This window comes from Acinetobacter legionensis (assembly GCF_048552295.1).
GTDB lineage: Bacteria > Pseudomonadota > Gammaproteobacteria > Pseudomonadales > Moraxellaceae > Acinetobacter.
In genome coordinates, this window is the sequence record NZ_JBIMCW010000001.1 from 136,849 (window position 1) to 155,419 (window position 18,571).

Annotated in this window: 20 protein-coding genes; 9 read left to right on the forward strand and 11 right to left on the reverse strand. The window is 37.4% G+C overall.

Features of this window, described 5'->3' with window-relative positions:
- Positions 1-362: 362 nt before the first annotated feature.
- From ACG916_RS00610 to ACG916_RS00625, 4 genes are all read right to left on the reverse strand, one after another.
- Positions 363-1,178 (reverse strand): zinc ribbon domain-containing protein, encoded by an 816-nt coding sequence (locus ACG916_RS00610; protein WP_336951770.1) that lies wholly within the window; start codon positions 1,176-1,178, stop codon positions 363-365.
- Between the two features lie 733 nt (positions 1,179-1,911).
- The gene (locus ACG916_RS00615; RefSeq protein WP_004717227.1) at positions 1,912-2,844 is read right to left on the reverse strand and encodes an FAD-binding protein; all 933 of its coding nucleotides are present in this window, start codon (positions 2,842-2,844) and stop codon (positions 1,912-1,914) included.
- A 17-nt stretch (positions 2,845-2,861) separates the two neighbouring features.
- A complete protein-coding gene (locus ACG916_RS00620; protein WP_004823176.1) occupies positions 2,862-3,614 on the reverse strand; it encodes an electron transfer flavoprotein subunit beta/FixA family protein in 753 nt (250 codons plus the stop codon).
- 483 nt (positions 3,615-4,097) lie between these two features.
- The gene (locus tag ACG916_RS00625) at positions 4,098-4,703 is read right to left on the reverse strand and encodes a LysE family translocator (RefSeq protein WP_419327160.1); all 606 of its coding nucleotides are present in this window, start codon (positions 4,701-4,703) and stop codon (positions 4,098-4,100) included.
- Between the two features lie 116 nt (positions 4,704-4,819).
- Here ACG916_RS00625 and ACG916_RS00630 point away from each other — a divergent pair, with 116 nt between their 5' ends.
- From ACG916_RS00630 to ACG916_RS00640, 3 genes are all read left to right on the forward strand, one after another.
- Positions 4,820-5,314, forward strand: a complete 495-nt coding sequence (locus tag ACG916_RS00630) for an Lrp/AsnC family transcriptional regulator (RefSeq protein WP_336951772.1) — start codon at positions 4,820-4,822, stop codon at positions 5,312-5,314.
- Between the two features lie 24 nt (positions 5,315-5,338).
- On the forward strand, positions 5,339-5,893 hold the full coding sequence (locus ACG916_RS00635) for a GNAT family N-acetyltransferase (RefSeq protein WP_336951773.1): 555 nt from the start codon (positions 5,339-5,341) through the stop codon (positions 5,891-5,893).
- A 133-nt stretch (positions 5,894-6,026) separates the two neighbouring features.
- A complete protein-coding gene (locus tag ACG916_RS00640) occupies positions 6,027-6,578 on the forward strand; it encodes a GNAT family N-acetyltransferase (protein ID WP_336951774.1) in 552 nt (183 codons plus the stop codon).
- 1 nt (position 6,579) lies between these two features.
- Here ACG916_RS00640 and ACG916_RS00645 read toward each other — a convergent pair whose 3' ends face one another.
- From ACG916_RS00645 to ACG916_RS00655, 3 genes are all read right to left on the reverse strand, one after another.
- On the reverse strand, positions 6,580-6,951 hold the full coding sequence (locus ACG916_RS00645) for a hypothetical protein (protein ID WP_004717237.1): 372 nt from the start codon (positions 6,949-6,951) through the stop codon (positions 6,580-6,582).
- Between the two features lie 228 nt (positions 6,952-7,179).
- Positions 7,180-8,079, reverse strand: a complete 900-nt coding sequence (locus ACG916_RS00650) for a tyrosine recombinase XerC (RefSeq protein WP_336952130.1) — start codon at positions 8,077-8,079, stop codon at positions 7,180-7,182.
- 80 nt (positions 8,080-8,159) lie between these two features.
- Complete coding sequence (locus tag ACG916_RS00655; protein ID WP_419327159.1) at positions 8,160-9,119, reverse strand: M28 family peptidase; 960 nt, start codon at positions 9,117-9,119, stop codon at positions 8,160-8,162.
- Positions 9,120-9,258: 139 nt separating this feature from the next.
- Here ACG916_RS00655 and rlmH point away from each other — a divergent pair, with 139 nt between their 5' ends.
- From rlmH to ACG916_RS00675, 4 genes are all read left to right on the forward strand, one after another.
- Entirely contained in the window at positions 9,259-9,741 is a 483-nt protein-coding gene (gene rlmH / locus ACG916_RS00660) for a 23S rRNA (pseudouridine(1915)-N(3))-methyltransferase RlmH (RefSeq protein ID WP_336951776.1), read from the forward strand.
- A gap of 126 nt (positions 9,742-9,867) precedes the next feature.
- A complete protein-coding gene (locus ACG916_RS00665; protein WP_004717246.1) occupies positions 9,868-10,644 on the forward strand; it encodes a dioxygenase family protein in 777 nt (258 codons plus the stop codon).
- Between the two features lie 166 nt (positions 10,645-10,810).
- Positions 10,811-11,581 (forward strand): DUF4377 domain-containing protein, encoded by a 771-nt coding sequence (locus tag ACG916_RS00670; RefSeq protein WP_419327158.1) that lies wholly within the window; start codon positions 10,811-10,813, stop codon positions 11,579-11,581.
- 274 nt (positions 11,582-11,855) lie between these two features.
- Complete coding sequence (locus ACG916_RS00675) at positions 11,856-12,272, forward strand: DUF4377 domain-containing protein (protein WP_336951778.1); 417 nt, start codon at positions 11,856-11,858, stop codon at positions 12,270-12,272.
- Positions 12,273-12,346: 74 nt separating this feature from the next.
- On the opposite strand, the gene gdhA is transcribed toward ACG916_RS00675, so the two are convergent.
- On the reverse strand, positions 12,347-13,690 hold the full coding sequence (gdhA, locus tag ACG916_RS00680) for an NADP-specific glutamate dehydrogenase (protein WP_419327157.1): 1,344 nt from the start codon (positions 13,688-13,690) through the stop codon (positions 12,347-12,349).
- A gap of 345 nt (positions 13,691-14,035) precedes the next feature.
- Here gdhA and ACG916_RS00685 point away from each other — a divergent pair, with 345 nt between their 5' ends.
- Both ACG916_RS00685 and nth read left to right on the forward strand, forming a co-directional pair.
- The gene (locus tag ACG916_RS00685; protein ID WP_336951780.1) at positions 14,036-14,839 is read left to right on the forward strand and encodes an RnfABCDGE type electron transport complex subunit B; all 804 of its coding nucleotides are present in this window, start codon (positions 14,036-14,038) and stop codon (positions 14,837-14,839) included.
- Entirely contained in the window at positions 14,836-15,513 is a 678-nt protein-coding gene (gene nth / locus ACG916_RS00690; protein WP_336951781.1) for an endonuclease III, read from the forward strand. The genes ACG916_RS00685 and nth overlap by 4 nt, the downstream gene beginning before the upstream one ends.
- 655 nt (positions 15,514-16,168) lie before the next feature.
- Here the strand turns inward: nth and ACG916_RS00695 are convergent.
- The 3 genes from ACG916_RS00695 to ACG916_RS00705 all read right to left on the reverse strand — a co-directional run bounded on the left by ACG916_RS00695 (position 16,169) and on the right by ACG916_RS00705 (position 18,528).
- A complete protein-coding gene (locus tag ACG916_RS00695; RefSeq protein WP_004823188.1) occupies positions 16,169-16,384 on the reverse strand; it encodes a hypothetical protein in 216 nt (71 codons plus the stop codon).
- Positions 16,385-16,474: 90 nt separating this feature from the next.
- A complete protein-coding gene (adk, locus tag ACG916_RS00700) occupies positions 16,475-17,128 on the reverse strand; it encodes an adenylate kinase (protein ID WP_004717260.1) in 654 nt (217 codons plus the stop codon).
- A gap of 83 nt (positions 17,129-17,211) precedes the next feature.
- Entirely contained in the window at positions 17,212-18,528 is a 1,317-nt protein-coding gene (locus ACG916_RS00705; RefSeq protein WP_004717262.1) for a DUF445 domain-containing protein, read from the reverse strand.
- Positions 18,529-18,571 lie beyond the last annotated feature (43 nt).

Here is an 18,571-nt window from a genome sequence, read left to right on the forward strand (position 1 = left end):
TGATTTTTTGTAGTATTTTTAAACAATTTTAACGATTTATTGACAATAAAAAAACGCCTGATTGTCCACTCAATTAAGCATCGTTAAATTTATAAATGAATGAGTATTTTTATCTCGAAACCTAGATTTTTTCTATCCAATCATACCCAATGATGTGCTTCATTGACTATTTTTGTTATGTTTATTAGTAAAAAATAAATCACATCAAACAGTTTTGCTTCGGATAGATTAAAAAACTCAAACTTGAAAATTGCCCTATAAAATCCAATATGGCAAAAAATATGAGCAAAGCAATACGGAGTCTAACTCCACTGATCAGAAAAATCTAAACACTTCCAAATATAGAGTTTTGTGAATTTCTATCATTTATATGGATCTGCCTGAATCAATTCACAGTGTTGCAGCAAATCATCACTGATTGCTACACGATAACATTGCCAATCATGAATTTTATTATTTTCAAGCTGTGGAACCATATATATTCGACTTGCAGGAGTATCAGTGAATTTACCCACTAGAACTCCTTGCTGTGTAATTTCAATTTGATCAAAAATAAAATCACTAAACTGAGTCTGTTCAAACTTTTCAATATCTTTTAGGCTCGTTGCAAAACGATGCTTGACATCATAATACTCTGTTAAGCGCGCTTGATAAGCTTGCATATCAAAATAACGCGCTTGATATTCATTAGACACCACCTCTTCGCTTGCAGGAAGTGCTTCATCTGTGATCGCAGCCTCATCTTGATTGGATGCCCCAATTACAGACATCACGATAGGAATAACGACACTTGAAATAACCCCAAGCACTGCCGGACCAAACAAAAATACAGCTAAAAGTATCCAGACAATTTTAAAATTTTTCTTTTTAGGCTGATTCTGAGACTCTCTTTGAGTATGTGCAACTTTCTGCTGCCATGATTCAAGTAATGCACTCGCCTTATCTCCTACAGAAGCATGCTGATTGCTTTCTGTTTCATTGTTCGGCGGAGTCTGTCGAGGTTTTATATTATGCGTGGGATTTGACTGTCCCTGCTTATTTTCACGGCGTACAGAAAATTCAACATTACTATTGCCTGTTAAATCGTTAGTCTGTTTAACATGTTTTAAACGAGTACCACAAATACCACATTTCATGGCTTCATTGATATTCTCAGCGTAACATTTGGGACACTTCATATTTATAGGTATTCTAGGTGAGATGATATGGAATTGAGCAGTAATGGAAAAACACAGCGTCTAAAATGACAGAATCAGCCAGTCTAATGCGCCAACAAATATAGAATTAAAAAAATGGTGAAAAACAGCTACAGAGTTAAAGGATATGTTTGTGTCTGTAACAACTGATTTAAACTGGAATTTTCTGCATGTTGTCAGTATACGATTGAAAATTTAATTATGTTTATCATTTGATCTTATAGGGTTTAAAATTAGACTTCAAGGCATTTATCTACTCATTCTCTCTCGCAATATTCCTTAAAAAACTTAACTATTTATATCAATTAATTATAGATAAAATAACCACTCAAATTACAGTACCTTAGACGTAAGAATTAATATCAGAAAAAATGAAAATAGCATTTTTGATCACTGTTTTTATTTTATGATACCTTATGTTTAAAAATCCCTTTTATAAATCAAGAAAAGATCATGTAGCTTGAATCGTATTAGTTTTGCAAGGTTCCTTATACCTATGGGAAAAATGACCATAAAGGAGCTTTTAAATTGATTTACACTATAAAAAAAGGTCTTATGAGAGAAGCTACTCAGAGTTTCTTTATTAGCATAGAGAATAACCCACCACCACGACTTTATTTATCCGCACATACAATCCATCTATTTAATCAATAAATTTGAAAAAAAAACGCACTTAGGAAATCCTAAGCGCGTTTTTTGAAACTTAATTCGAGAATTAAAGCTTAGAAACTAATTCAGGAACAACAGTATTCAAATCACCAACTAACCAGTAGTCAGCTACAGCATTGATTGGTGCTTCTTCATCTTTGTTGATTGCAACAATCACTTTAGAATCTTTCATACCTGCCAAATGCTGGATCGCACCAGAAATACCTACAGCGATGTAGAGATCAGGCGCAACGATTTTACCAGTTTGACCAACTTGCATATCGTTAGGAACGAAGCCAGCATCAACCGCAGCACGTGAAGCACCTTGAGCTGCACTCAGCTTGTCAGCAAGTGGGTCAAGTACTTTATGATAGTTCTCACCAGAACCAACACCACGACCACCCGATACAACGATACGCGCAGCAGTTAATTCAGGACGTTCTGATTTCACAATTTCTTCAGAAATGAACTTAGAAATACCTGCATCACCTGTAGAAGCCGCTGATTCAACTGCAGCTGAACCGCCTTCAGCAGCAACAGGATCAAAAGCTGTACCACGTACAGTTGCAAGAACAATTGCTTCGTCAGATTGAACTGTAGCAATTGCATTACCTGCATAAATTGGACGTTTGAAAGTTTTAGGACCTTCAACAGCAATGATGTCAGTGATCATGCTTGAGTCTAAAAGTGCAGCAGCGCGTGGCAAGATGTTCTTACCTGTTGTTGTTGAAGCAGCAAGGATATGTGAATAACCTTTACCTAATTCAGCAACAAGTTTCGCTACGTTTTCAGCCAATTGGTTTGCATAAGCTGCATCGTCAGCAAGCAAAACTTTGCTTACACCAGCAACTTTCGCAGCAGCATCTGCAACTGCTTGAGCACCAGAACCTGCAACCAATACAGTGATATCACCACCGATTTTTTGAGCCGCAGCAACAACGTTTAAAGTTGCACCGTTAAGTGTCTTATTGTCGTGCTCAGCGATAACTAAAATACTCATGATTTTATCCTTCTGTATTAGATCACTTTCGCTTCATTTTTAAGTTTTTCAACAAGCTCGTCTACAGACTTCACTTGTACACCAGCTTTACGCTCTGCAGGTGGTTCAACTTTAACTGTTTTAAGTTTAGAAGTTGCTGTAACACCGAAATCTGCAGGAGTTTTCGTATCAAGTGGCTTTTTACGTGCTTTCATAATGTTTGGAAGCGCAGCATAACGTGGCTCATTCAAACGTAAGTCAGTGGTAATGATCGCTGGAGTATTTAACTCAACAGTTTGTAAACCGCCGTCAACTTCACGAGTTACTTGAACTTTATCGCCATTTACAGTTACTACAGAAGCAAATGTACCTTGACCAGCGCCAAGTAAAGCCCCCAACATTTGACCAACTTGGTTAGAGTCGTCATCAATTGCTTGCTTACCTAAAAGCACAAGTTGTGGTTGTTCTTGTTCAACAACAGCTTTTAGGATTTTAGCAACTTCTAAAGCGCCAAGTTGACTGTCATCAGCCTCAACTAAAATACCGCGATCTGCACCGAGCGCCATAGCAGAACGAATTTGTTCTTGCGCTTCTTTTGGTCCAATAGAAACAACAACGATTTCTGAAACTGTTCCTTTTTCTTTTAAGCGAACCGCTTCTTCAACTGCGATTTCATCGAATGGGTTAATTGACATTTTAACGTTAGTAAGGTCTACCCCACTATTGTCCGGTTTAACGCGAACTTTAACGTTGGCATCAACCACACGTTTTACAGCAACAAGAGCCTTCATGTAATCCTCGGCTGTTTTAGCAAAAGTAAATGTTAAGAAGAGTTATAATAACGCTTCATTTAAAATTATTTAGGTGTCCTATCTTGCAATGTGATTGGCATTTCGGTCAAGTCACAATTCGCAAAACTGCTGTAAAAAGTCATAAAAAAGCTTGAACGTACAGTTCACATTTTTTCTAAATATTTTAACTTAGACACATAAGGCTACTATTTCGACAATATTTATATATTGATAAATAACATTATTTGTATAGATTCTGTATAAATAATCAAAAAAATTAAGATAAATTATCAATCAATCAAAGGGATGACACCACCCGTTCATCGATACTGCTACACTCTGTCATTTTAGACAGAATCAGCAATTTTTCTAAGTATGTTTATTGATTAAATTTGTGAACTTTTTGGCATTAAACTTGTAACAAAATACTAAATATACAAAAACGGGCTTCTTTTCAGAATTACCCGTTTGTTTCTGCTTGGATTAATTTACCAATAACCATGCGGCTGCAATAGTCAACAAAGTCCCTGAACCACCATCAATCCATTTTTGCTTACGCTCATTGATGTGCTGCTTTTTGGTCAATTGAGCAATCAAAAGACTCAAACCACAATACACCAAGAAAATCAAAGCAATAAAAATTGCTGACAAAGCCAAGCCTTGAAACACGGTGTTGCCTGATTTATCGATAAATTGTGGCAAAATCGCAAAATAGATCAACATGCCTTTTGGATTCAACAATGCCGTAACAAAGCCTTTGCGAATAGGATTTGAAACTGCTTTCTGTTCAATACGTAATGCCTTTGGGCTAAATACTGATTTAATCAAATGAAATGCCAAATACAATAAATAGGCGATCCCCAAATATCGAATCGTCTCAAACAATACTGGGAATGAAACAATAATTGCAGCAATTCCAAGCGCAACCAGAATCGAATGAACCAGATAGCCAGAACAAATACCGATTGTCGCCATCATGCCTGCTTTCGCATCTTTACCTATCACTTGTGACAGGATAAATAACATATCTGGTCCTGGTGTGAAAATTAACGGAAGTACCGTTAAGGCAAAAAGTACAAATACAGACATCTCTTTTCCCTTTCTGAAGTTTGACTGCGAGAAGAAAACAGTATCTTTTAAAATGCTTAAAATAGGATTTCAAATATTCTATAATAATGATTATTTTTCGAATTAAATTCTAATTTATGAAAATTTCATCTAAGACTATTCTAATCAAACTAGATCGTATTGATAAAAATATCATTCGGGCTTTACAAGCCAATGGCCGAATCCAAAATAATGATTTGGCTCGTGAGATTGGGCTCTCGCCCTCATCATGTCTGAGACGAATTCGACTCTTAGAAGAAGCTAAAGTCATCCAAAACTATACAACAGTGGTGGATCCACAAAAAATTGGATTTCAATTGATACTATTCTCAAGAATCTGGCTGTTAGGACAAGATGCTGAAACCATTGATACCTTTATTGAAGCAATGAAAGAACTGCCTCAGGTCATGGAGTGTTATATTATTCTGGGTGAATGTGATGCGATGTTAAAAGTGGTCGTCCCCGATTTAGAAAGCTACCGTAAATTTCAGTCGACACATTTGACCAAGAAGAATGGTATTACCAGTGTAAAAACCGATGTCCCAAGTCAAATCATTAAACAAAGCTTTCAGCTACCTCTTGAAGATTTATAATTCAAAAATACGCATTAGGTGAATATGAAAACATTTACTCCCCCCGTTCAATTAGAAACACCTAGACTTATTCTTAGACAATGGCAAGTTCGTGATTTTGATGTTTTTGCAGATTTAAATGCTGATCCAGATGTTATGCGGTATTTTCCAGCGGCCTTGTCAAAAAATGAAAGTGACCTTTTGGCAGGTCGATTTCAAGACACAATTACTGAATATGGTTGGGGATTTTGGGCGGTTGAGTTAAAAGAAAATCAGCAATTTATCGGTTTTGTGGGTCTAGCCAATCAAGCGGAAAAATTTACTTTCTCTCCTTGTGTTGAAATTGGTTGGCGCTTGGCACAGCAATATTGGCATCAAGGTTATGCAACGGAAGCCGCTCAGCAATGTTTAAAGTTTGCATTTGAAAAATTGGCTTTGGAACAGGTTGTTTCGTTCACAACTGTACTGAATCAAGCTTCGGAAAAAGTAATGCAACGACTTGGTATGGATTATGTCGAGAACTTTATGCATCCCGTTTTAGACAAAAACCATGCTTTGGCTGAACATGTACTTTACCGTATACAAAATCCAAAGCTGTAACGCTGGTCAATATGCGGATTATCTTAGACGATGTAAAATTATATATCATAGGTGAAAATTTGACTGAGGCAATACGCTAAAAATTCTCCCCTCTTCTACTTAAGTAGTGCTTTAATCAGGATATTCAATAAAAATGATTTATGAATTATGTACAGATCGTCTTTTACTTCGACAATGGCAAGCTTCTGATTACGATGCATTTGCAAAAATCACAGCAAACCCTGAAGTGATGCAATTTTTCCCAAAAATTTTAAATCGTGAGCAAAGTGACGAACTGGCAAATCAGATTAAATATTTAATCGAAATCAAAGGCTGGGGACTTTGGGCTGTTGAATTGATTGAAACCCAAGAATTTATTGGATGTGTGGGACTACATCAACAACCCTCAAAATTTGAATTTTCACCATGTATAGAAATCGGGTGGCGGCTTGATCCAAAATTTTGGAATAAAGGCTATGCAACTGAGGCAGCTCAAGCTTGTCTAAGATTTGCATTTGAAGAACTGAATTTTCAAGAAATTGTTGCATTTACATCTAAACATAATTTTGCGTCGCAAAATGTCATGAAAAAAATTGGAATGAGCTTTTCTCATGACTTTCTGCATCCTGATTTTGATGAGCACCATCCACTACATGAAGAGAAGCTCTATAGAATCCAAAAACAAGATTTTCAATTTGAGTATTGAACTATTTCGCCATGCTTGCTAAAAAATCACGATGAATATGGCTTAAATCAATCAAATCTTGATTTTTGAGCTCCAGCACTTGCCAAATCTCAATAAAGTCTTCTTTTAAATCAATATGATTAGACACTGTTTGGGCCGCTTGCCATTGTTGGTCTGATATCCATAAATAGGTCTGATTAGTTGCTGTATTTACAGCTTGAACTTTACCCTCAGCATTGATACCCAATACTTTTCCTTCTTGCGGTAACGTTGCCTCAATTTTGGGAAGGCTGAATTCTACAAAATGTTTAATTTGACGTAAGCCATAGCCCTTAAAAATTTCTTTTTGAGCGTCAGTCAGTTGCTTATATTTTTGTTCAAGTTCAGGGATCATTGAAAGACCTAATTTTTCTGCAAAATTGAATCAATAGAAATGTATTGAATAAATAAGAAACCTAGATATACATGAGAGCATTTTTAAAAACAATTATCTATTCGACTTTTTTCTGTGCTAAATGTGTTTAAGCGCTGTGCATTTTATCAAAAACTAACAGTACTTCTCAGCAGGTCTATTCATTACAAAATACAAAGATCAACGCTTAATAAAGCCTTATATGCAAGGTCAATCTTTTATTTTCGATGCAGCAGCTCTTGGATGCGCTTGATCATAGACTTGTGCCAGATGATCAAAATCGACATGGGTATAAATCTGTGTCGTGGTTAAATTGCTATGTCCTAGCATTTCTTGCACTGCACGCAGATCTCCACTATTGGATAACATATGACTGGCAAAACAGTGGCGCAATAAATGTGGGTGTAAATCAACATTTACCCCTGCACGTAGTGCTTGATATTTGACTCGATTTTCAATCTGACGTGGGGTAATACTTGTGCCGCGTTGGGTAATAAATACCAAAGACTCAGGGCTAAACTCCCCCTGCCAGATTCGATAAATTTTTAACCATTCAATCAGACTCTCTCTCGCTTTAGAGCCAAAAGGTACAATTCGAGTTTTATTCCCCTTACCCGTGATACGCAATAAATGGCGGGTAAAATCAATATCCCGTATAGTTAAACTTTGCACTTCTGCCAAGCGTAAGCCACTGGAATAGAGCAATTCCAGAATAGCTTTATCTCGTAACCACAACTGCTTTTCTCCAGGCTTTTCAGGCTCGGGCTGATCCATAATCTGATTGACCGTTTCAATATCAATCATCCCTGGTAATGGTCGAGATTGCCGCTTTATCTGAAAATCATCAGCTGCATTGATTTCTAAATAATCACCCTGTTTAGCCCACTTCATAAACTGACGAATTGAAGTTAAATGCCGTTGTAAACTACTGGTTGAAAGCTGATCTTTTTCGACACGATAAGCCACATACTCTCTTAAATCAGTAGCTTCGACTTGTTTTAACTCCATCTGCTTGTCATAGCAAAAGTCAATAAAGTTAGCCACATCTCGGAAATAAGCTTCTAAGGTATGTACCGATTGATTCTGTATTTTCCGATCCTTAATCCACATCGAGAGCAATTGCATTGCACCGTATTGCATAAGCTCTCCTTTGATCAAAATAGCAAATGATATAACCTGATTGAAAAATATCAGTCTTGTAAAACTGTATACACCACACCATTGATGACTTCTGCCATCTTATTTAAATTGAGTTTTTCAACAGTATCGTCTTGGGTATGATAATGCTTATTTCTAAAAAAAGCCGTATCTGTGATCATAATAGCAGGTATATCGAAAAGCCAATAATTCAAATGATCTGAGAAATCCACGCCTTGTACAAATGATGGCGCTATCAATCTTTGACAATCAAGGCGTTTTAACGCTTTCATGGCATCACAATATTTTTCACCCAATCCACGTGAAGTGAAATTACTCACTGCGCCAATAAAATTTCCATGTTTGGGATAAAACAGAGCTAATCCGGATGGATAATCCTGAACATTTTTATGGTCAAAATATCCAATCATTTCCAAAATATACACCGCTTGAATTTGATCTTTTTGTTTTAAAATGGATTGTGCGTGAATATAACTCCCCATATGTTCAGTACGGAAATACGGAGGTTCTTCCAAAGTATAAAAGACAAAATCAACATTCTGTTTAAGACTGGCTTTATTGACTGCCAAAATTCGCGCTGTCTCAATCAGCCCCACCACACCAGAAGCATTATCATCAGCACCTTTGAAATTCCCATAAACATCATAATGGGCACCAAGAATCACTTTTTTGGCGTGCCCCATTTGTAAGTGACATATTACATTTCGATAAGTTTTGCCTTTGACTTGATAAGGCTGGTATTCACAAGGAATCGCAAACTGTTCAAGTTGTTGTTTAATGAAAGCCGCAACTCGATCGAGCTCTTGAATATTTTGATAATTTCGAAACGCTTGTGGGTGAATCACTTGTTGTAAATAACTGTTTAAACGATCAGGTTCAGCTTGCTGATCATAGCGTTGTTCTGCGGCTACACTCCATGTTGAAAGCACACAGCTGAGCAATATAATGAAAAGATAATTTAAATTTAAAAAATTTGGATAACCTATTTGCATGTATAAATCCAATTTAAAAGCGTGTTGGTATAGCTATAATTTAAAAAAACAGCAGTTAGACATTCAGTTCTTGTTGTACGCCTGAGAATAACCAATATCGCGCTATAATGATGCAATTACCACGTTAGAAATTGTTAATATGAAAATCCGTATTCTGACCATTGGTCAAAAAATGCCTGCTTGGGTATTAACTGGTTTTGAAGATTACTTCAAAAGAATCCAACCTTTTGTACAGACGCAAATTATTGAACTCCCGATGGCAAAGCGTGGCAAAAATGATTCAGAAGCAGATATTTTAAAATATCGCCAAATTGAGGGTGATAGTATTCTCAGCCAACTGAAACACAATGAAGTATTAATTGCACTTGAAGTAGGCGGACGTGAATTTAGTACTGAAAAGCTGGCTGAAACCATGAAAGGCTGGATGCTTGAAGGTAATGATGTTGCACTGGCCATTGGCGGACCAGATGGGCATTCTGAAGCCGTGCGAAAAGCTGCTGCTTGGCACTGGTCACTGTCAAAACTAACTCTGCCCCATCCATTGGTTCGGGTTATGCTGATTGAACAACTTTATCGTGCGATGAGTATTAATCATAATCATCCGTATCATCGTGCAGGCTAGTCATGTAATTGGGCAAAAGTTGCATTGATGAAACAGTCTGTTGAAATAAAAGGCTTATTGAGAGCATACATTTTAGCTAGAATGGGCAATTCACGCTGTATTTAATGATCATTTAGGCACAAAGATATGAACTTACAAACACTCCCAGGTTTATTCATTTCACATGGCTCTCCCATGCTTGCGCTAGATCCTGAACAAGTCGGTCCTGCTCTACATCGTCTTGGTCTAAATTTGCCAAAACCACAAGCCATCGTGGTGATGTCTGCCCATTGGGAAAGTGAGGCTTTAGAAGTCAATACAGGTGTACGCCCTGAAACATGGCATGACTTTCGTGGTTTTCCTCAAGCGCTGTATGAGATTCGCTATCCCGCACCAGGAAATCCTGAATTAGCGGAAGAAATTTTGCATCTCTTGGCTGAAGCACATCTTCCTGCACATGCAAATAGTACTCGACCACGTGATCATGGCGTATGGATGCCTTTATTACATATGTACCCTGAGGCAGATATTCCAGTCATTGAAATTTCTTTACCTATGAATATGCATGCTGATCAAATCTACCAAATTGGTCAAGCACTTGCCCCACTCCGTGAAAAACAAATTTTATTGATTGGTTCAGGTAGCATCACTCACAATTTAAGAGAATTGTCATGGAACGGCAAAGATGAGAATGTCCCGGAATGGGCATCTACATTTAGAAATTATGTGGTGAGCAAACTCAATCATAGTAATTATGATGCTGTATTGGAATGGGATAGCATTCCTTATCTACAGAAGAATCACCCAACACTTGAACACTTTGCACCTCTGTTCTTTGCAATGGGCACTGGTCACCGCTTTAGTATTGTCCACAGTAGTTTTTCAATGGGTGCGCTAGGTATGGATATTTATCGTTTTGACTAAAGAACCTAATTGATCAAAATTTAGTTGGAATAATAAAAATTTGTTAATTATTGTTTAACTTTTAGTTATATGGATACATATTGAAACCGAATTAATAAATTGTATCCATATCTTTTAGTGTTTCATGGTTTATCCTATGCATAGTTTTTTAAAACGTGAATAGAATATGAAATTCAAATATTTAGCATTAGCTGTACTTCCTTTAGCCCTCGCGGCTTGCCAATCTGGCGATATTCAAAAATTGGGTGATACCGCAGTGAAAGTATTACAACAACAAGATAATGCAGAGCAAACATTAAATGCTTATCAATGGTCTTATCAACCAGCAGATACCAAGCAACCCATCGTACTTAACTTTGCAGACCAACGTTTAAATGTTGCAACTGGCTGTAACCGACTAATGACAAGTGCTAAAGTTGAGAATGGTTTATTAGTAACAGGAAATATCGCCTCAACAAACATGATGTGTTCCCCTGAATTAATGAAACAGGAAAGTTTTGCTGCGGCATTGTTCCAATCGAATAAAACAGCATTTGTACTTGATACAGCAAATACTGAAAACCCAACGCTTACCTTGGTAAATGCGACAGGCGGTAAAGTTGTATTTACTGGTAAAATGACACCTGAAACTAAATACCAAAGCCAAGGTGAAACAATTTTCTTAGAAATCAGCCCAGAAACCAAAGAATGTTCTGCTGGTGTAAGAAAAATGCAGTGCTTACAAGTACGCGAAATCAAATATGCTGATAATGGTGTAAAAACGCAAGTAGATAAAGATTGGACATATTTCTATGATGATATCGAAGGCTTTACTCATAGCCCTGCTGAACGTCAAGTGGTTCGTGTAAAACGTTATGAGATTAAAAACCCAGCGGCTGATCAGTCTAAATACGCTTATGTACAAGACATGATTATCGAACGTGAAACTTTAAAATAATTGTAGAGAAAAGCTGAAGTTCAACTTCAGCTTTTCATTTTAGCTACTTATATAAACATATAGATTTAATTCAGCTTCATGCTTTTTCAGCCAGATAATCAAAACATTTCTACCTTAAGGTCTACCTTTTAATTTTAATCGATGCAAAGCCCCAAACACTGCACAATAGTTAAATAACAGTGAATTTAAACACTCAATAATAGAAACTTAAGCAATCAATAGTCATTGCATGAAAGCACATTTTTAATTTAGGAAGATCGATAAAGGTAAAACTATGAATCACAAATCAAGCATTTTACTGCTCTTACCGTTGCTCGTCATAGCATGTAGCGAAGAATCTACAACTCAAAAAGTTCCGACGCCTGCACATATAGAGACCCAAATTTCAAATACAACAGTTCAACCACAAATTATTTTTTTAGAAGTCAGTCCTGAAATTCGACCCTGTACTGGTGTTGCACCACAAACCTGTTTTTTAGTCCGTGAATTGACAATAAGCGAAACTGGTCAAAAAAATTATAGCGAAAAAGAAGCGAGTTATTTTTATGATTCTATTGACGGCTTTACCCATAATTCAAAGTCTTATCAAATTATTAAGGTCAAGCGCACAGAAATTGTCAATCCGGCCGCTGATCAGTCTCAATACCAATATGAGCTCGATTCAGTTGTTGAAACGATTCCTAAAAAATAAGCTTGTCACTGTTTTAATTGCTCAGAAAAAACCGATGCAAAAGCATCGGTTTTAAGTTCAAAATCAAACAGAAATTAGAACACGCCTTGCGCCAACATTGCATCTGCAACTTTTACAAAACCAGCAATATTTGCACCATTTACATAGTTCACTGTGCCATCTGCTTGAGTACCATACTTCACACAGTTACGGTGAATTTCTTTCATAATCGCATGTAAGCGCTCATCCACTTCTTCAAATGTCCACCCCAAACGAATCGAATTTTGTGACATTTCAAGGCCAGAGGTGGCAACACCACCTGCATTAGACGCTTTACCTGGCGCATAAAGAATTTTTGCTCCTACAAATTTTTCTACAGCTTCTAGTGTTGAAGGCATATTGGCACCTTCAGCAACACAGATTACACCATTGGCAAGAAGTACATCTGCATCTTCTTCATTTAATTCATTTTGAGTTGCACATGGCAATGCAATATCACACTGAATTGACCAAGGGCGTTGACCTTCTAAATATTCAAAACCGTGTTTTGAAGCAAATTCAGAAATACGTCCACGTTTTACGTTCTTAAGTTCCATCACTTCGGCAAGAAGCTCATTGGTAAAGCCATTTTTTACATGTACCGTGCCATTTGAGTCAGACAATGAAACCACTTTCGCGCCTAAATAAATAGCTTTTTCTGCAGCAAACTGCGCAACGTTGCCCGAACCTGAAATCACCACAGTTTTATCTTTAAAGCTTTCACCGCGAGTTTTTAGCATTTCTTCAGCAAAATAAACTGTACCAAAACCAGTTGCTTCTGGGCGAGCCAAAGAACCACCAAATGATGAACCTTTACCCGTAAATACACACGAAGTGTCGTTACTGAGCTTTTTCATCATACCCGCCATGTAACCCACTTCACGGCCACCCACACCAATATCCCCTGCTGGAATATCAGTATTTGAACCTAGATGACGGTATAGTTCGATGATTAATGCTTGGCAAAAACGCATGATCTCACCGTCTGACTTGCCTTTCGGATCAAAATCAGAACCACCTTTACCGCCACCCATTGGTAGTGTAGTCAAAGCATTTTTAAACGTTTGCTCAAAACCTAAAAATTTTAAAATAGAAAGGTTTACAGATGGGTGAAACCGCATGCCGCCTTTAAATGGACCAATAGCAGAATTATATTGAACACGAAAAGCACGGTTAACTTGAGTTTGGCCCTTGTCATCTACCCATGAAACCCGGAATTGAATCGCTCGTTCTGGCTCAACAAGACGTTCAAGCAAACCGTGCTCAGCATACTCTGGGTTTTTCTCAATAAATGGCCACAAACTGGTCATAACTTCTTCCACAGCTTGTAAAAACTCTGGTTGATTTGGATCACGTGCTTTAACGTAATTTAAAAAGTCATTCAGGCTATTATATTTCAACGCTCATTCCTCAGCAGAAAATGATACAAAAAAGGTCAACCCTTTTAATAAAATGATAAATTTTGGCGCAAAGTATTTAATCCCTTTTGTATATAATCCACAACCTTTTTTCAAATGTTTTTTCAAATAATATTTAAATTCAATATGATAATTTCTAATCAACCCCAAATAAAATGTCAATTTGTTGGCGTTTTTAAACCAAAATTATTCAATATTTTGATCTAAATTAGCGCATTTTTAGCGCCAAATTAGAGCAAAGATTTTCACTGTAAAACATGCTAAAATTGCAAAATATTCTTCGCTTTTACCAAGTATTTGTTCATTTTTCTTTAAAGTTTTATTCACATGAATTCATCGCTTTCCTTCATTCAGCAAATAGATGCTATTTTGCCACAAACACAATGTGGACTCTGTGGTCACCGTGATGGGTGTCTACCTTATGCAAAATCTATTGTAGAAAAAGGTGAAGCAGCCAATAAATGTGTGCCAGGTGGGCAACCTGTTGCAGATGCGCTTGCTGATATACTCAATCGCAATAAACTCGTTGCTGAACCAAGTGTCTGGCCAATTCAAAGCGATGGCCGCCCACAACGCATGAAAGCTATTATTCGTGAAGATGAATGTATCGGTTGCACCAAATGCATCAGTGCTTGCCCTGTAGATGCCATTATTGGTTCTGGTAAACTAATGCATACCATACTTACAGATTTATGCACTGGGTGTGAACTATGTATTGCTCCTTGCCCAGTAGATTGCATCGATTTAGTTGAAGACATCCAGCCTATTCCAAATGACGAACAACGTTTCTTAGAACAAAATGACTTACGTGGTCGTTACTATGCCCATATTCAACGTGAAGAAAAGCTACGCATCCATCGTAAAGGCCCTGTGGTTCGTGCAGAAATCGACACTGAACTCTTTGCACAAATAACACAGCAAAGTCAGGCTTTACCTACAATTGAAATCAACCAACCCATAATAAAAAATCCAATTGTTACAGATGCTAAAACCACCATTCAATTGGCTAAGCTGCGAACTCAAATTAAAAAATTAGAGAAACAATTGAGTGTTCGAGCAGATGAAAATAAGCAACATCAATTAAATGAATTGATTCAACAGTTATCTGTTTTGCAAGAGGATGCATCATGACTGTAAAGAATATGACCAAAAAGCAGATTCAGATTTTCTTTGAAAGATTACGCGAGCAACGCCCAAATCCGAAAACAGAACTCAATTACTCAAACCCATTTGAGTTGCTTGTTGCTGTTACTTTATCGGCTCAAGCCACAGATATAAGTGTCAACAAAGCCACTGATAAGTTATTTCCTGTCGCCAATACCCCTGAACAGATTTATGCATTGGGTGTAGACGGTTTAAAACAATATATTAAAACCATTGGTTTATATAATGCCAAAGCTGAAAATGTGATTAAAGCCTGTAAAATTCTGATTGAGAAGCACAATAGCCAAGTTCCAGATAATCGTGCTGATTTAGAGGCTTTACCCGGTGTAGGACGCAAAACTGCCAATGTTGTGCTGAATACCGCCTTTGGTCAGCCTACAATGGCTGTAGATACGCATATCTTCCGAGTTGGCAATCGTACTGGACTTGCTGTAGGAAAAAATGTACTTGAGGTCGAGCATCGTCTAATCAAAGTGATTCCAAAAGAATTTATTATAGACTCGCATCATTGGTTAATTTTACATGGGCGATATTGCTGTATTGCACGGAAACCGAAATGCCATGAATGTATTGTGTCAGATGTTTGTAATTGGCCTGATAAATATGAATTTGGCGCTGTACGCGAAGTCAAAACAAAGTAGCGAATAAACGAGAGATTTTAGCAAAGCATAATCATCATTTAATTAAAATCAGGCTTTGTCATTTTCCTGAGGAAGCTATTTTCCGAAGAAACAGCTAGCATCTTAAAATAGTTCTCAATCAAATCTGACTTAACACCTCTAAGGGCACCCAGCCAGACTGATCATCAGATAATCTGCTACACCAAATCCAGCCATTTAGTTGTTCTTCTCCAACCAATAGATCGCCATGATCTACATTGAGTTCTTTCGCTGTGTAATCTGCTATTGCATGGCGCCTTGATGCTTATTGATCCATTCAATGATTTGAGTAGCACCCCCCTCTAATCCATTGTCAACTGTGCAGAAATACCAATTGTCCCAATTCTCCGAGCCTTGATACTTTTCGCCTATGTTCAGCAAAGTCCCCTTTGAAAAATGAATAGGCTCTAAATATTCGCTAAGATGTGCTGTTAGGCAATCAATTTCATTTAGACAGTCTTCATATAATATGAATGCTGTGAATTTAACATGTAGATGGATAAACAAAATACTTAGAATTAATTGCTTACACATCTCAATCATAAAAATTCATCAGTTAAATTCATTAATTTGGAAGAATGAAGCGCGATGATAGATAAGGATGAATTTATCCTCAGCATTCATCTCCCTAATTATTTTACTTTTTATTTTCCAAATCTTTCTTTAACTTTTCAAGCCGTTTCCACTCTTCAGCCACCTGTGGATGCACTTGGTAATTACCTGATTTTCTCATTTCACGGCGTTGCTGAAGCTCTTCTTTTTGTGCTTTGCGTAGTAATTTAAAGCTCATATACAATAAGCCCAAAAGAAGCAATATACTCAAAATGACCAAGGCAATTAATACAAACTTCACTCTCTACGCCACTCTTGCAAAAAAAAGAGACCTAATATGAATCAGGTCTCTGTTATTGTCAAAGCTTAAAAAAATGCTTTGAATGCGGTCTTATTTATCTAAAATCGCAAATAAATCTTTTTGGACATCTTCTATTGGACGTAAACCGTTCAATTTATTATAAGTCGGTGCATTTTCCCCAGAAGCTGCACGCCCTTGATAGAAACCAACAAGCTGTTCAGTTTCATTATGATAAGAGCCTAAACGCTTACGAATCGTTGCTTCTTCGTCATCTGGACGTTGCACAAGATCTTCGCCAGTTTCATCATCTTTACCTTCCACTTTCGGTGGGTTATAAATCGTGTGATAAACGCGACCAGATGCTGGGTGCTGACGACGACCAGAAAGACGTTTTACGATTTCTTCGTCTGGCACTTCAATTTCGATCACATGGTCAATGCTAATCCCTTCGTTCTCTAAAGCCTCAGCTTGAGGAATCGTACGTGGGAAACCATCGAAAATACAACCATTTACACAATCAGGTTGTGCAATACGTTCTTTCACTAAACCGATAATAAGCTCATCAGATACTAAACCACCTGATTCCATTACACTTTTAGCTTTAAGACCTAATTCAGTACCTTCACGAATTGCAGCACGGAGCATATCACCGGTTGAAATTTGTGGGACATTGTAGCGCTTACAGATCAACTGAGCTTGTGTACCTTTACCTGCTCCAGGTGGTCCGAGTAATATAATGCGCATAAAAAAACATCCTCATTTAAAACAATATGTATGATACCGTTTGCCATGACAAATTAAAACTTATCATCGTAATGGCATCAAATTTATAAGAAAGCCACAAATAAATGTATTAGACCAGCAAAAAATCCAGTCACACCACCGAGTACTATCAAAATCCATTCGTCTTCCTGAAATGCAGGACGTAACAAGTTTTGAAACTCTTTTGGGGTTAACTCTCTGATCCGCTCTTTAAACATCTGAAAAATTTTCTGTGCACGGCTCGCATTAAACGCAGGGTCGCAAACAGGCACCATCGTAATTTCAATTGACCGATCAATCAAGTCTGTCTTGAGTTTTGCATACTCTTTTAGTCCTAAAGACAATTGTAAAGAGGTACGAACCAATGGAGTTTCCATAATTTCGTTAATATGACGCTTTACAATACGACGGGTTTTTTCTTTCTTAGGACCGTACATCATTTCAGTCATGATTGACTTTAATGTAATCAAATCTTCAGTGACGACACTTGCAAAAACATCTGACACTTCTTCTTGGCGTTTCATAAACGCACCTTGAACATTATAAGTGCCAATTCTTGGAATAACAGGTTTAATCCATGGAAATTTTCGATCTTTTGTCCGTTCAAAAAATTGTGGATAGCGTACATAATGTGGCTCTACAGGATTGAAAACCATCCAGATTGCAATCCAGTTGGTTAAAAAGCCCCAGACTGCAGCAAAGAAAGGTACAGTCCAATGTTGAGGAACAAATACATAGACAAACATTTGAAAAATACCAAAGAAACTGCCAATGACCGCACTAATATGCCAAATAAAGTTAATTTCTTTTTGTCCAACTTTTAAAAACATACGGACCATCAAACGGCGATCGCCTTCCATTTGAGTTACGACCATATCTCGCATGTTGACCAGTGACTCGACATTCATAGTCAGCTCGGTCACGAGTTCTCTTAAAACACCCGGCAATTGTTTATGCGCTTGACCATAAATTCGCCGTTTAATCGAATAAGGTAGGTTTTCCCACAAAACAGCATTACGATCTAACATCACCTCATCAATCAAATGCTCAAGTTCGAAACCGACTTGTTCACCGATAATCCGAGCCATATCTTCAGGGTCCATTGCATCTAAAAACTCACGCAAAGAACCTAGTTTGGATAATGTATTGTCTGTAATAATGCCTGAAATTCGCCCAGCTTTACGTGGCACAATCCCTTGCCATCCTACAGGTAAGGGACCAATATGAAATCCCCAAAACGTGATTGGATAAAATACCATTTTCAGTGCCATCCAAACGTGCGCCCACGTTACAAAGGCCGTCACTGGGATGATACTTAAAATGGCAAGATGATCAGGTCGAGCTGTAAAAGCGTGCCACAAACCATTAACGTATTCCAACATGCATGACTCTCGTATTTATTTCTATTTGCGGTCGAAGGATATA

Excerpts from the sequence above, each read along its gene's own strand:
- nth (WP_336951781.1), top strand. The coding sequence starts at position 14,836 with ATGACTGTAAAGAATATGACCAAAAAGCAGATTCAGATTTTCTTTGAA.
- ACG916_RS00670 (WP_419327158.1), top strand. The coding sequence starts at position 10,811 with ATGAAATTCAAATATTTAGCATTAGCTGTACTTCCTTTAGCCCTCGCG.
- rlmH (WP_336951776.1), top strand. The coding sequence starts at position 9,259 with ATGAAAATCCGTATTCTGACCATTGGTCAAAAAATGCCTGCTTGGGTA.
- ACG916_RS00665 (WP_004717246.1), top strand. The coding sequence starts at position 9,868 with ATGAACTTACAAACACTCCCAGGTTTATTCATTTCACATGGCTCTCCC.
- ACG916_RS00650 (WP_336952130.1), bottom strand. The coding sequence starts at position 8,079 with ATGTGGATTAAGGATCGGAAAATACAGAATCAATCGGTACATACCTTA.
- adk (WP_004717260.1), bottom strand. The coding sequence starts at position 17,128 with ATGCGCATTATATTACTCGGACCACCTGGAGCAGGTAAAGGTACACAA.
- ACG916_RS00675 (WP_336951778.1), top strand. The coding sequence starts at position 11,856 with ATGAATCACAAATCAAGCATTTTACTGCTCTTACCGTTGCTCGTCATA.
- ACG916_RS00705 (WP_004717262.1), bottom strand. The coding sequence starts at position 18,528 with ATGTTGGAATACGTTAATGGTTTGTGGCACGCTTTTACAGCTCGACCT.
- ACG916_RS00655 (WP_419327159.1), bottom strand. The coding sequence starts at position 9,119 with ATGCAAATAGGTTATCCAAATTTTTTAAATTTAAATTATCTTTTCATT.
- ACG916_RS00630 (WP_336951772.1), top strand. The coding sequence starts at position 4,820 with ATGAAAATTTCATCTAAGACTATTCTAATCAAACTAGATCGTATTGAT.
- ACG916_RS00610 (WP_336951770.1), bottom strand. The coding sequence starts at position 1,178 with ATGAAGTGTCCCAAATGTTACGCTGAGAATATCAATGAAGCCATGAAA.
- ACG916_RS00625 (WP_419327160.1), bottom strand. The coding sequence starts at position 4,703 with ATGTCTGTATTTGTACTTTTTGCCTTAACGGTACTTCCGTTAATTTTC.
- ACG916_RS00615 (WP_004717227.1), bottom strand. The coding sequence starts at position 2,844 with ATGAGTATTTTAGTTATCGCTGAGCACGACAATAAGACACTTAACGGT.
- ACG916_RS00640 (WP_336951774.1), top strand. The coding sequence starts at position 6,027 with ATGATTTATGAATTATGTACAGATCGTCTTTTACTTCGACAATGGCAA.
- ACG916_RS00635 (WP_336951773.1), top strand. The coding sequence starts at position 5,339 with ATGAAAACATTTACTCCCCCCGTTCAATTAGAAACACCTAGACTTATT.
- ACG916_RS00685 (WP_336951780.1), top strand. The coding sequence starts at position 14,036 with ATGAATTCATCGCTTTCCTTCATTCAGCAAATAGATGCTATTTTGCCA.
- ACG916_RS00620 (WP_004823176.1), bottom strand. The coding sequence starts at position 3,614 with ATGAAGGCTCTTGTTGCTGTAAAACGTGTGGTTGATGCCAACGTTAAA.
- ACG916_RS00645 (WP_004717237.1), bottom strand. The coding sequence starts at position 6,951 with ATGATCCCTGAACTTGAACAAAAATATAAGCAACTGACTGACGCTCAA.